Origin of the sequence: Streptomyces sp. NPDC057137 (assembly GCF_042670825.1) — a bacterium.
GTDB lineage: Bacteria > Actinomycetota > Actinomycetes > Streptomycetales > Streptomycetaceae > Streptomyces.
The window spans coordinates 38,143-50,504 of record NZ_JBHUUW010000043.1; the positions used below are offsets into that span (position 1 = coordinate 38,143).

Genomic DNA, 12,362 nt, shown 5'->3' on the forward strand with positions numbered 1-12,362 from the left:
TCAGGCGCGGCGGGCGCGGCCGCCGCCGCGGGAGCCGCGCGAGGCGCCGCCGAACAGCTTGGCGACGAGCCGGAACGGCAGGGTGACCACGGTGGCGATGGCGCCACCGACGGCGCGAAGTGCATCTGCGATGGCACGCATGACGGAAACCTCCTGGTAGATGTGCGGGTCTGCCGTAACGACCCGCACTCTCCGGTTTGCCGCTCAGCGCGCTCGCAAACGTCAGCCCTTCCCGATGAGGTCCTCCGGGAACGCGCCGGCGCCGGCCGCAGCCAGGAGGAATCCCCGCCCCAGCTCGGTGAGCCGCTCCACCCCGTCGGCGCCCAGATGCTCGTACGGCGCGGTGTCCAGCCGGTCCGTGTGCTCCTCCAGGCCGGCGCGGAGCGCGGTCCCCGCCTCGGTCAGCTCGCCCGCGTCGTCCAGCAGCCCGCGCTCCCGCAGCCGCCCGGCGGCGTCGTCCAGGTCCGTACGGTGCCAGCCCCGGGTACGGAGCAACCAGCGCGGGGACATGCCCTTGCCGGTCGCCGTGTGGCTGACCAGCGCTTCGACCGGGTCGAGCCCGGCGGACAGCAGCGCGGTGAGATGGCCGTCGCCGCGGTGTTCGCGCAGCAGCGTCGCCGCGTGCCAGTAGGCGAGGTGCGGCTCGTCGGGGACCGGCAGATCGGCGTGCGCGGCGTAGAGCGGCCGGGCGTGTCGGGTGCATGCCTCGGTGGCGCGCAGCGCGAGCCGGGCCGCCTCGGCCATCTCGTCGGACGTGACGACCTCCTCACCGAGGACACGTCGCAGGGTGGAGTCGACGGCGCGCAGCCGGGCGTCGAGCACGGTCTCGGGCGAGGCGACCCGCCACACGGCGGGGATGTGCCGGGCGACCAGCTCGTAGCTGAAGTTGTAGAAGGCGGCGGCGATCACGCCGGGCCCGACCGCGCCCATCGCGGCGCCGCGCCCGGCGAAGTACACGGCCCTCGGGTCGTCGACCCCGACCCCGGCCAGCTCCTTGCCGAAGTCCGGGGAGAAGTAGACCGTCGAGTGGAGCGGATTGACGGCGTTGTGGCAGCGGCGTCCGGCGCGCGGGGCGAGAGTGGTCATGCCCGTACGTTACCGACTGGTCGGTACGGCCGATAGCCCCGGTATCCCCGTACGCGGGACGCCCCCGGGGTAAGCCCCTCAGTCCCGCACCGTCCACCCGAACCGCGGCGTCCTGCGCTCCAGGAACGCCGCCACGCCCTCCGCCCGGTCCCCGCTGCCGCGCGCCTGCCCGTCCCAGTACGCGTCCCGGTCCTCGCGCCCCGTCGCGTACTCCTTCGCCGCCGCCTGGGTGAGCTGCGAGCGCGCGGCCAGTACCCGGGTGAACTCGGCCACCCGCTTGCCCAGTTCGCCCGGCGCGAGCACCTCGTCCACCAGGCCGACCCGCAGGGCCCGCCCGGTCTCGATCAACTCCCCGGAGAACAGCAGGTACTTGGCGGTCGACGGACCGACCAGGGAGACCAGCCGCCGGGTCGACGACGACCGGTAGACGACGCCGAGCTTCGCGGGCGTGATCCCGAACCGCGCGCCTTCCTCCGCGAACCGCAGGTCGCACGCGACCGCCAACTGGGCGCCGCCGCCCACGCAGTAGCCCCGTACGGCCGCCAGTGTCGGCTTGGGGAACGCGGCGAGTGCCTCCTCCGCCGCCACGCTGAGATCCTGCAGCGCGTCGCCGGGCTCGCGCAGCGCCCCGATGTCGGCGCCCGCGCTGAAGGAGTCGCCGGCGCCGGTGAGCACCAGGGCGTGTACGGCGGGATCCGTCGCCAGCCCGGCCAGCAGTTCGGGCAGCGCCCGCCACATCGGCGCGGTCAGCGCGTTGCGCTTGGCGGGATGCGTGATGGTCACGGTGGCGACCCCGTCGGTCACGACGGCGGTCAGCCGTGGCGGTGCGGGTTCGGTGGGCGTGGGCTCCATGCGCCGGATGCTATCCGGGCACCGTGCACCGGTGATCACGAAGGGGCTGGAAACCGACACGGTCGGTCAGCCGCCTAACAGGTTCGGACGAACCCGGACACAATCTATCGATAGGCGCTGACTTCTGTTCAGTGCCCTGGTCCGTCCCGCCTTGTTCCCAAGACTCGGTGTCCTATGCACAGCGCGCTCGGAGCGCTGGGGAACCGAGGGTGGGTGCCGCGGTGATGGAGAGCCTCGGGAGTGTTCCGGCCAGACCGAAGCCGTACGAGGGGGTCTGGCGGTTCACCGCCCCGGCTGTGGAGATCTCCGTGCCACAGGCGCGGCACGCCGTACGAGACCTCCTGGACCGGCAGGGCGCCCCGGCGTCCGACGAGACCGTCCAGGGGCTGCTGCTGATCGTCTCGGAGCTGGTGACCAATGCCGTACGGCACGCGGCCCTGCTGTCGCCGGAGCTGGCGGTGGAGGTCGCCATCGCCGCCGACTGGGTCCGGGTGTCGGTGGAGGACAACCACCCGTACCGGCCGAAGGCGCTGGAGCGGGACTACGCGCAGACCGGTGGGCGCGGTCTGCTGCTCGTACGGGAGATCACGCTGGAGGCGGGCGGCACCTGCGACGTCGAGCACACGGCGAGCGGCGGGAAGATCGTCTGGGCGCTGCTCCCGCTGACGCCCGACGCCGTGGCGGTGCCCGCCCGGACCCCGGTGATCCAGGAGGCGCGTGAGACCGCGGGCGGCCCCGTCACCAGCCCCCGGCCGACCCCGTGAGTTCCTGGATCGCCGGCCGTGCCGTGTCCAGCACGGACATGAACCACGCGGAGAACGGCGCCGCCCCGTGCCGCTCGTCCAGCTCGGCCGGTGTGACGAACGCCGTGTCGTGGATCTCCGCCGGGTCCGGCCGCGGCGTCGCCTGCACCAGCCCCACGAAGACGTGGTTGTACTCCTGCTCGACCAGCCCGGACGCCGGGTCCGGGTGGTTGTAGCGGACCGTGCCCGCCTCGGCGAGCAGCGTGGGCGAGATACCCAGCTCCTCGTACGTACGCCGGGCGGCGGCGGCGAAGGGCGCCTCGTCCGGATACGGGTGCCCGCAGCAGGTGTTCGACCAGACGCCGGGGGAGTGGTACTTGCCGAGCGCGCGGCGCTGGATCAGCAGCCTGCCCTGCTCGTCGAAGAGGAACACGGAGAACGCCCGGTGCAGCTGACCCGGTGGCTGATGTGCCGCGAGCTTCTCGGCTGTGCCGATGGTGTTGCCGTCCTCGTCGACCAGCTCCAGCATGATCGCTTCTTGTACCCCGTTGGGCGAGCTGCTCGGGGCAGTGACAGGTGTGGTCGGCATAGCCATCCTTCGCTTCGGTCCTCGGCCCTCAAGTCTGCCGTACAAGAGCCACTTGTCCGCACTTCCGCGAAACGGGCATGTCCTTTCTCGAAACGGGTGTGTCCGCCCCCGCGATGTGCTCTGCGGGGGCGGACACGGGAGTTACGTCCCGGCTCCCGCCGGGGTGAGAGCGATCACGCCACCGGAGCCTCGCCCGCCCCTTCGGCCCCCGCCGCCGGGGCGGGACGCAGGACATAGCCGGTGTAGCCGTACTCCGTGCCGTGCTCGCGGCGCATCGCGATCTCCGCACGGGTCACGGCGAGCGCCCGATCCATGCCGGGCGCCCGCCGGTCGGCCGAGTCGGCCCGTTCGCCGAGCGGCCCGTAGTACTCGTCCCAGTCGCTCTCCGGCTGCCGGTACACCTCCAGCACGGTGTATCCGGCGGCGACGGCCGCCGCCGTGTTCGCCTCGGTCGTACGGAGCGCGTACTGCCCGTCCCAGAAGGCACGTGCCTCGGCGCTCGGCTCGGCCGTCGTCCACTCGCACTCGGTGACGACCAGGGCGCCGCCAGGTGCGAGCAGCCGTCGCCAGCGGCCGAGGCCGTTGTCGAAGCCGATGGAGTAGATGGAGCTCTCCGCCCAGACCAGGTCGAACGCGCCGTCCGGGTAGGGGAGTTCGGCCATGTCCGCCGTCTCCGTGCTGATCGATCCGGTGAGCCCACGGGCGTCGGCGGCGCGCCGCAGCTCGTCGAGGAACGGCTCGTGCAGATCCACGGCCGTCACCCGCGCGCCGGCCTCGGCGGCCAGCAGGAGCGACACCCGGCCGGGACCGCAGCCCAGATCGAGCGCGCGCGGACGGGACGGCAGCGGCCCGGCGAAGGACAGCAGCCGCCGGGTGGTGGCGTCGGAGCCGGGACCCTGCCGCGGCAGACCGTGGTGCAGGGCGAAGAAAGCGTCGAGATCGGCGTCGGCGGAGTGAGCCGACGTGTCATGTGTGTCGTTGTCGGACAACGTGAGCAACCCTTGTGTGTGAGGGGCTGCGGCCGACGCGGGACCGGTGTGGTGCGTCCGGTCAGCCGGCAGCCCGGAAGCTGAGGAAGGACCGTGTGCCGCGCATGGCGACCTCCACTGCGACGGTCATCAACCTCAGCTCCTCTCACGACAGGGGAGACACCGACGTCTCCGGCCGGGACTGTAACAGGGCACCGCCCGGTGGTCCCACCGGATTACCGCCCCGACCGTCGAGGCCGCCCCCGGGCGCCCCGCCCTCAGTGGCAGAGATTCGCCTCGTGCTCCGCGTGCCCCACCGGCTCCAGCTGGAAGGTGCAGTGCTCCACGTCGAAGTGGTCGCCGAGGCAGCCCTGCAGATCGTGGAGCATCTTCTCGTGCCCGACGCTGCTCAGCACGGACTGGCTCACCACCACGTGCGCCGAGAGCACCGGCATGCCCGAGGTGATCGTCCAGGCGTGCAGGTCGTGCACGTCCTCCACGCCGGGGAGCGCCACTATGTGCGCCCTGACCTCGGCCATGTCCACGCCCTTGGGCGCCGCCTCCAGCAGCACGTTCAGCGTCTCCCGCAGCAGCTTCACCGTCCTCGGGACGATCATCAGGCCGATCACCAGGGACGCGATCGGGTCGGCCGCCTGCCAGCCGGTGGTCAGGATGACCGTCGCCGAGATCAGGACGGCGACCGAGCCGAGCGTGTCGGCCAGCACCTCCAGATACGCGCCGCGCACATTGAGGCTCTCCTTCTGCCCGCGCATCAGCAGGGAGAGGGAGATCAGGTTGGCGACCATGCCGACAGCCGCGAAGATGATCGTGAGCCCGCCCTTGGTGTCGGCGGGGGTGATGAAACGCTCGACCGCCTCGAAGAGCAGGAAGCCGCCGACACCGAGCAGCAGCAGACAGTTGGCGAGCGCGGCCAGGATCTCGGCGCGGGCGAGACCGAACGTGCGGTTGCCGGTCGACGGCCGGTTCGCGAAGTGGACCGCGAGCAGCGCCAGGGCCAGACCGACCGCGTCCGTCGCCATGTGCGCGGCGTCGGCGATCAGGGCCAGGGAGTCGGAGGCGATACCACCGATGATCTCCATGACCATCACGGACAGGGTGATCCCCAGCGCGATCCGCAGCCGCCCCTTGTACGCGGCGGTCGCGGTCCCCGGCGGCGGCGCACCGCCGTGCGTGTGCCCGTGATCGTGCCCAGCCCCCATGAGGTTGCCTCCCGGTCAGTTCGATCGTGCCGACGCGGCCCAGTGAACTACGGGTGGGGGGTATCGAGCAACACGGGACTGAACACCGTTGTCATTCCCTCTGACCTGCGGGAATGCCCGCAGGTCAGCGGAGTGACAAGATCTTTTACGGGTCAGCCGGCGGGCAGCTCGGGGTGGCGCAGCAGCCAGCCCTCCCACGCCGATTCGACCATTTCGCGTACCCCGCGCCGGGCCGTCCAGCCCAGGTCCCCGGTGATCGACTCGACCGACGCGACGGCCTTCGCCGCGTCGCCCGCCCGGCGCGGCTCGACGACCGGGGGAGTCGTACGGCCCGTGACCTCGGCCACCAGATCCGCGAGTTCGCGCACCGACACGCCCTCACCGCGCCCGATGTTGTACGTCAGATCACCGGGCACCTCCTGCGCGGCCAGCCTCCGGGCCACCGCGAGATGGGCGTCGGCGAGATCGGCGACATGGATGTAGTCGCGTACGCAGGTGCCGTCCGGCGTCGGATAGTCGTCGCCGAAGATCCGCATCGGCTCACCGCGGGTGATCCGGTCGAAGAACATCGGGATGATGTTGAACACCCCGGTGTCCGCCAGCTCGGGGCGCGCCGAACCCGCCACGTTGAAGTAGCGCAGACACGCGGTGGACAGCGAGTGGGCCCGGCCGGTGGCGCGTACCAGCCACTCGCCCGTGAGCTTCGTCTCGCCGTACGGGTTGATCGGCACGGCCGGGGTCCGCTCGGTGATCAGTTCCACATCGGGCACGCCGTACACGGCCGCCGACGACGAGAACAGGAACCGCTCGACCCCCGCGTCGACCACGGCCTCCAGCAGCACGGTGAGACCGTGCACATTCTCCCGGTAGTAGGCGAGCGGCTGCTCGACCGATTCGCCGACCTGCTTCTTGGCGGCGAGATGCACCACACCGGTCACGGCATGGTCGGCCAGCGCCCGGTCGACGACGTCCCGGTCGAGCAACGAGCCCCGCACCAGGGGGATTTCGGCGGGCAGCCGGTCCGCGATGCCGGACGAGACGTTGTCGAGGACCACGACCCGTTCACCCGCCTCGGTCATGGACCGCGCCACGTGCGCGCCGATGTATCCCGCTCCACCTGTGATCAGCCAAGTCATGCCGTCACCATAGAGGCTGCCGCGAGACGGCCCCGGTGGTCGTACGGTTACCGGACGTTCACCTGGCGGTCGCGGCTTCGACGGTGCAGACCGTGCGGAGTCGGATATGTCTTACGGGACCCGTGCGGGTCCCTGACGGCCACGGTTTGTGAGGCGGGGCACCCATCGACAATGATGATCTCCCGGCGGGTCGGAATTGGCCCGGCTCATGGCGTCCGGGGCATGAACGGGCAGTGAACTCGGTCTTCCGTTCATCCGATAGCCTCTGCCGACATGCCGCCGACCCGCATCCCGGGCAGAGCCGCCGCGCGGCCGCCCCGCAGTGTCAAGGAGTGAATTCGTCTGTCGACCGCCATCCTCACCGGTACGCCGGTACCCGGATCGCCGCTCGAAGGCGATCTGCGGTCGCTGGGATTCGAAGTGCGCACCGCGCCCGACGCGGCGGCGGCCATCGGCCTGCTCGCCTCGGCGCCCGCCGCCGACCGCGTCGCCCTCGTGGACCAGCGCTTCGTCGGTCATCTCCACGCCCTGCGGCTGGCGTTGACGGACCCCCGGTTCCCGGCGGCGGCCGTCACCGGCGCGCTGACCGCCCAACCCGAGGCGCGTGCCGCGCTGTCCGTGGCGCTGACCGCCGTGACCAGCGGCGCCGCCGCGGACCGTGAGGACGCCCCCGCCGTACGCACCGGTGGCGCCGGCCTCGTGACGGAGGCCGACCAGCCCGGCACGCACACCGCGCCCGCGACCTCCGAACTCCCGCTCGCCGACCGGGTGAGCGCCGCGCTGGAGGCCGACGGCACCGCCGTACAGCACCCCGAACTCGGCTCGCTCGTCGCCGCCGTCCCCGCCGGACAGGCCGCCCGCGAACAGGCGCTCGCCGCCGTCGCGGCCGTCGACGACGAGGCCGTACGGCTGCGCTCCGCCGTGAAGGCGCGCGACGGTTTCTTCACCACCTTCTGCATCAGCCCCTACTCCCGCTACCTCGCCCGCTGGTGCGCCCGGCGCGGACTGACGCCCAACCAGGTCACCACCGCGTCCCTGTTCACCGCCCTGATCGCGGCGGGCTGCGCGGCCACCGGCACCCGCGGCGGCTATGTCGCGGCCGGACTGCTGCTGCTCTTCTCCTTCGTACTCGACTGCACCGACGGACAGCTCGCCCGCTACTCGTTGCAGTACTCGACGATGGGCGCCTGGCTGGACGCGACGTTCGACCGCGCCAAGGAGTACGCGTACTACGCGGGTCTCGCGCTCGGCGCGGCCCGCGGCGGCGATGACGTGTGGGCTCTCGCGCTCGCCGCGATGGTCCTGCAGTCCGTACGGCACTTCGTGGACTTCTCCTTCAACGAGGCCAACGCCGACAGCACCGCCGCGACGGTCAACGGCAAAGCCGTCGTCGGCACCCCCACCACCGCCCTGTCCAGCAAGCTCGACAGCGTCGGCTGGACCGTCTGGGTACGCCGGATGATCGTCCTGCCGATCGGTGAGCGCTGGGCGATGATCGCTGTCCTCACCGCCCTCACCACGCCCCGGATCGTCTTCTACGCGCTCCTCGTCGGCTGCGGCTTCGCCGCCTGCTACACCACCGCCGGCCGTGTCCTGCGCTCGGTCACCCGCCGGGCCGTCCGCACCGACCGGGCCGCACAGGCGCTCGCCGACCTCGCCGACACCGGACCGCTCGCCGAGCTGGTCGCCCGCGCGGTGCGGCGCCCGGCCCGCGCGCTGCCCGGCGTGTCGGCGCTCCTGATCGCCGTCGCGGGCGGCGCCGCCGCCGTCGCCATGGCCGCCTTCGGCCCGCTCGACAGCCCCGTACTCGTCCTCGGCGCCCTGATCTACGTCGTGACCTCCGGGATCGCCGTCGCCCACCGCATGGGCGGCCCGCTCGACTGGCTCATCCCGCCGGTCTTCCGGGCGACCGAGTACAGCGCGATCCTGCTCTTCGCCGCCCGCGCCGACGTCCCCGGCGCCCTGCCCGCGGCGTTCGGGCTGGTCGCGGCGGTCGCCTACCATCACTACGACACGGTGTACCGCATCCGTGGCGGCGCCGGAGCCCCGCCCCGAGGGCTGGTCCGCTCCCTCGGCGGACACGAGGGCCGCACGCTGCTCGTCGCCGTACTCGCCGCCTTCTCCACGGCCGCATTCGACCTTCCGCTGGGACTGACGGTGATCGCCGTCGTCGTCGCCGTGATCGCGCTCGCGGAGTCCATCCAGTTCTGGGTGTCCTCCGGAGCCCCCGCCGTACACGACGAAGGAGAAACCGCATGATCGGCCTCGTACTGGCGGCAGGTGCCGGAAGGCGCCTGCGCCCCTACACCGACACGCTGCCCAAGGCCCTCGTGCCCGTGGACGGCGACACGACCGTCCTCGACCTGACGCTCGGCAACTTCGCGGAGATCGGGCTCACCGAGGCCGCGATCGTCGTCGGCTACCGCAAGGAGGCCGTGTACGAGCGCAAGGCCGCCCTGGAGGCGAAGTACGGCCTCACCCTCACCCTCGTCGACAACGACAAGGCCGAGGAGTGGAACAACGCCTACTCCCTCTGGTGCGCCCGTGACGTCATCAGGCGCGGCGTGATCCTCGCCAACGGCGACACCGTCCACCCCGTCTCCGTCGAGCGCACACTGCTCGCCGCCCGCGGCGACGGCCGGAAGATCATCCTCGCCCTCGATACGGTGAAGCAGCTCGCCGACGAGGAGATGAAGGTCATCACCGAGGCGGACAAGGGCGTACGGCGCATCACGAAGCTGATGGACCCCGCCACCGCCAGCGGCGAGTACATCGGCGTCACCCTCATCGAGCCCGAGGCCGCCGACGAACTCGCCGACGCCCTCAAGGCCACCTTCGAGCGCGACCCCGACCTCTACTACGAGGACGGCTACCAGGAACTCGTGAACAGAGGCTTCACCATCGACGTCGCCCCCATCGGCGACATCCCCTGGGTGGAGATCGACAACCACGACGACCTCGCGAAGGGCCGTGTCATCGCGTGCCAGTACTGACCCGACTCATCCCGTCCCCGGTCGTCGTCGACATCACGCGCGGCGCCATGGACGATCTGGCCGGCCTCCTCGCCGACCAGCGGATCTCCGCCTCCGGCAAGCTCGCCATCGCGATCAGCGGCGGCTCGGGGCAGGCGCTGCGCGAGAAACTGTCGCCGGTCCTGCCCGGCGCCGCCTGGTACCCGGTCGCCGACGGCACGATCGACTCCGCCGTCAAGCTCGCCGACGACATCAAGGGCAAGCGGTACGACGCGGTCGTCGGCCTCGGCGGCGGCAAGATCATCGATGTCGCGAAGTACGCCGCCGCGCGCGTCGGCCTGCCGATGGTCTCCGTCGCCACCAACCTCGCCCACGACGGCCTGTGTTCACCGGTCGCCACCCTGGACAACGACAACGGGCGCGGCTCCTACGGCGTGCCGATGCCGATCGCGATGGTCATCGACCTCGATGTCGTACGGGAGGCCCCGCCCCGCTTCGTACGCTCCGGAATCGGCGACGCCATCTCCAACCTCTCGGCCATCGCCGACTGGGAGCTGTCCCACGAGGTCAACGGCGAGCCCATCGACGGACTGGCCGCCGCCATGGCCCGTACCGCCGGCGAATCCGTTCTGCGCCACCCCGGCGGCGTCGGCGACGACGAGTTCCTCACCGTGCTGTCCGAGGCGCTCGTCCTGTCCGGCATCGCCATCTCGATCAGCGGTGACACCCGCCCGTCGTCCGGCGCCTGCCACGAGATCAGCCACGCCTTCGATCTGCTCTACCCCAGGCGGGCCGCCAGCCACGGCGAGCAGGTCGGCATCGGCGCTGCCTTCGCGATGCATCTGCGCGGCGCCCGCGAACAGTCGCGGCTCTTCGCCGAGGTGCTGCGCAGACACGAACTGCCCGTGCTGCCCGCCGAGATCGGCTTCACCGTCGACGAGTTCGTCCGGGCCGTCGACTACGCGCCGCAGACCAGACCGGGCCGCTTCACGATCCTCGAACACCTCGACCTGTCCACCGACCAGATCAGGGACGCGTACGCCGACTATGCCAAGACCATCAGTAGCTGAACTCCGTCCGGTCGTTCACCCCCCGGGCGTCAAGGACCGGCGGAGCGGCGAGCACTGGGGGGGCCGGCTCTACATGCGCGAGATCTCCCTGCGCGTCGACCGGTACCTGGTGAACACGAAGGTCACGCCCAACCAGCTGACCTATGTGATGACCGTCGCCGGCGCCCTCGCCCTCCCCGCCCTCCTGGTGCCCGGGATCACGGGCGCGGTGCTCGGCGTGGTGGCGGTCCAGCTCTATCTGCTGCTGGACTGCGTCGACGGCGAGGTCGCCCGCTGGAAGAAGCAGTACTCGATGACCGGGGTCTATCTGGACCGGGTCGCCGCCTACCTCTGCGACGCCGCCGTCCTGGTCGGCTTCGGCCTGCGCGCCGCCGACCTGTGGGGCACCGGACGGATCGACTGGCTGTGGGCCTTCCTCGGGACGCTCGCCGCCCTCGGCGCCATCATGATCAAGGCCGAGACCGACCTGGTCGGCGTCGCCCGTCACCAGCAGGGCCTCGCTCCGGTCAAGGAGGCGGCCTCCGAGCCGCGCTCGTCCGGTATGGCGCTGGCCCGCAGGGCCGCCGGGGCGCTGAAGTTCCACCGGCTCATCCTCGGCATCGAGGCGTCCCTGCTGATCCTGGTCCTGGCGATCCTGGACTCGGTCCGGGACGATCTGTTCTTCTCCCGGCTCGGCGTCGCCGTCCTCGCCGGAATCGCCGTCGTGCAGACGCTGCTGCACCTCGTGTCGATCCTCGCGTCCAGCAGGCTGAGGTGAGTGACATGCGTCTCGGTGCGGTGATCATCACCATGGGCAACCGCCCCGAAGACCTGCGCGCCCTCATCGACTCCGTCGCCAAGCAGGACGGCGACCCGATCGACGTCGTGGTCGTCGGCAACGGCGCCCCGGTCGGTGACGTGCCCGACGGCGTACGGACGATCGAGCTGCCCGAGAACCTCGGCATCCCCGGCGGCCGTAACGTCGGCATCGAGGCCTTCGGCCCCTCCGGCGGCGACGTGGACGTCCTGCTCTTCCTCGACGACGACGGCCTGCTGCCCGGCACCGACACCGCCGAGCTGGTCCGTGAGGCGTTCGCCGCCGACCCGGTCCTCGGCATCGTCAGCTTCCGGATCGCCGACCCCGACACCGGCCTCACCCAGCGCCGCCACGTCCCCCGGCTGCGCGCCTCCGACCCGCTGCGGTCCTCCCGTGTGACGACCTTCCTGGGCGGCGCCAACGCCGTCCGTACGAAGGTCCTCGCCGAGGTCGGCGCCCTCCCCGGCGACTTCTTCTACGCCCACGAGGAGACCGACCTCGCCTGGCGGGCCCTGGACGCCGGCTGGATGATCGACTACCGCGCCGACATGGTCCTCTTCCACCCCACGATGCCGCCGTCACGGCACGCGGTCTACCACCGCATGGTGGCCCGCAACCGGGTCTGGCTGGCGCGCCGCAACCTGCCCGCGCCCGTCGTCCCCGTCTATCTCGGCGTCTGGATCCTGCTCACCCTCGCCCGCCGTCCGACCGTCCCCGCGCTCAAGGCATGGTTCGGCGGTTTCCGGGAAGGCTGGACGACTCCGTGCGGTCCCCGCAGGCCCATGAAGTGGCGTACGGTGTGGCGGCTGACCCGACTGGGCCGACCGCCTGTCATCTGACAGGCTCGGTTCTGAGAGCATCGGGGCTCAACTCCGGGTCCCGGCCGTCCACGCCTGTGCCCGACCGGCTGCGCATCTTGAACACGAAAGT

12 protein-coding genes and 1 pseudogene are annotated in these 12,362 nt (G+C 71.5%); 6 read left to right on the forward strand and 7 right to left on the reverse strand.

All coding sequences use genetic code 11. The features are described from left to right. The 3 genes from ACFT9I_RS27860 to ACFT9I_RS27870 form a co-directional block, all read right to left on the reverse strand. Positions 1–141, reverse strand: coding sequence for an LPFR motif small protein (locus tag ACFT9I_RS27860; protein WP_354603205.1), 141 nt, complete (start codon positions 139–141; stop codon positions 1–3). Positions 142–222: 81 nt separating this feature from the next. Next, positions 223–1,086, reverse strand: a complete 864-nt coding sequence (locus ACFT9I_RS27865; RefSeq protein WP_382568665.1) for a hypothetical protein — start codon at positions 1,084–1,086, stop codon at positions 223–225. 78 nt (positions 1,087–1,164) lie between these two features. Next, positions 1,165–1,938, reverse strand: a complete 774-nt coding sequence (locus ACFT9I_RS27870) for an enoyl-CoA hydratase/isomerase family protein (protein WP_382568667.1) — start codon at positions 1,936–1,938, stop codon at positions 1,165–1,167. A gap of 224 nt (positions 1,939–2,162) precedes the next feature. Between ACFT9I_RS27870 and ACFT9I_RS27875 the strand changes: the two genes are divergently transcribed. Further along, complete coding sequence (locus tag ACFT9I_RS27875; protein ID WP_382568711.1) at positions 2,163–2,702, forward strand: ATP-binding protein; 540 nt, start codon at positions 2,163–2,165, stop codon at positions 2,700–2,702. On the opposite strand, the gene idi is transcribed toward ACFT9I_RS27875, so the two are convergent. The 4 genes and pseudogenes from idi to galE all read right to left on the reverse strand — a co-directional run bounded on the left by idi (position 2,677) and on the right by galE (position 6,594). Further along, positions 2,677–3,270 carry an isopentenyl-diphosphate Delta-isomerase gene (idi, locus tag ACFT9I_RS27880; protein ID WP_382568669.1) on the reverse strand — a complete coding sequence of 198 codons (594 nt, stop codon included), beginning with the start codon at positions 3,268–3,270 and terminating at the stop codon, positions 2,677–2,679. The genes ACFT9I_RS27875 and idi overlap by 26 nt on opposite strands. A 218-nt stretch (positions 3,271–3,488) precedes the next feature. Then, positions 3,489–4,259: pseudogene (locus ACFT9I_RS27885) on the reverse strand (class I SAM-dependent methyltransferase); the annotation flags it as partial. A gap of 257 nt (positions 4,260–4,516) precedes the next feature. Further along, on the reverse strand, positions 4,517–5,458 hold the full coding sequence (locus tag ACFT9I_RS27890; RefSeq protein ID WP_382568671.1) for a cation diffusion facilitator family transporter: 942 nt from the start codon (positions 5,456–5,458) through the stop codon (positions 4,517–4,519). A gap of 152 nt (positions 5,459–5,610) precedes the next feature. After that, positions 5,611–6,594, reverse strand: coding sequence for a UDP-glucose 4-epimerase GalE (gene galE / locus ACFT9I_RS27895; protein ID WP_382568673.1), 984 nt, complete (start codon positions 6,592–6,594; stop codon positions 5,611–5,613). Between the two features lie 342 nt (positions 6,595–6,936). Between galE and ACFT9I_RS27900 the strand changes: the two genes are divergently transcribed. From ACFT9I_RS27900 to ACFT9I_RS27920, 5 genes are read left to right on the forward strand one after another with little or no spacing between them, the layout of a single operon-like run. Further along, positions 6,937–8,853, forward strand: a complete 1,917-nt coding sequence (locus ACFT9I_RS27900) for a DUF5941 domain-containing protein (protein WP_382568713.1) — start codon at positions 6,937–6,939, stop codon at positions 8,851–8,853. Then, complete coding sequence (locus ACFT9I_RS27905; RefSeq protein ID WP_382568675.1) at positions 8,850–9,587, forward strand: sugar phosphate nucleotidyltransferase; 738 nt, start codon at positions 8,850–8,852, stop codon at positions 9,585–9,587. The genes ACFT9I_RS27900 and ACFT9I_RS27905 overlap by 4 nt, the downstream gene beginning before the upstream one ends. Then, positions 9,575–10,636: an iron-containing alcohol dehydrogenase family protein gene (locus ACFT9I_RS27910; RefSeq protein ID WP_382568677.1), complete on the forward strand. Its 1,062-nt coding sequence runs from the start codon at positions 9,575–9,577 to the stop codon at positions 10,634–10,636. The genes ACFT9I_RS27905 and ACFT9I_RS27910 overlap by 13 nt, the downstream gene beginning before the upstream one ends. Continuing rightward, a complete protein-coding gene (locus tag ACFT9I_RS27915) occupies positions 10,614–11,393 on the forward strand; it encodes a CDP-alcohol phosphatidyltransferase family protein (RefSeq protein ID WP_382568679.1) in 780 nt (259 codons plus the stop codon). Before ACFT9I_RS27910 ends, ACFT9I_RS27915 begins: the two co-directional genes overlap by 23 nt. Positions 11,394–11,398: 5 nt before the next feature. Continuing rightward, positions 11,399–12,271, forward strand: a complete 873-nt coding sequence (locus ACFT9I_RS27920) for a glycosyltransferase family 2 protein (RefSeq protein ID WP_382568681.1) — start codon at positions 11,399–11,401, stop codon at positions 12,269–12,271. Positions 12,272–12,362 lie beyond the last annotated feature (91 nt).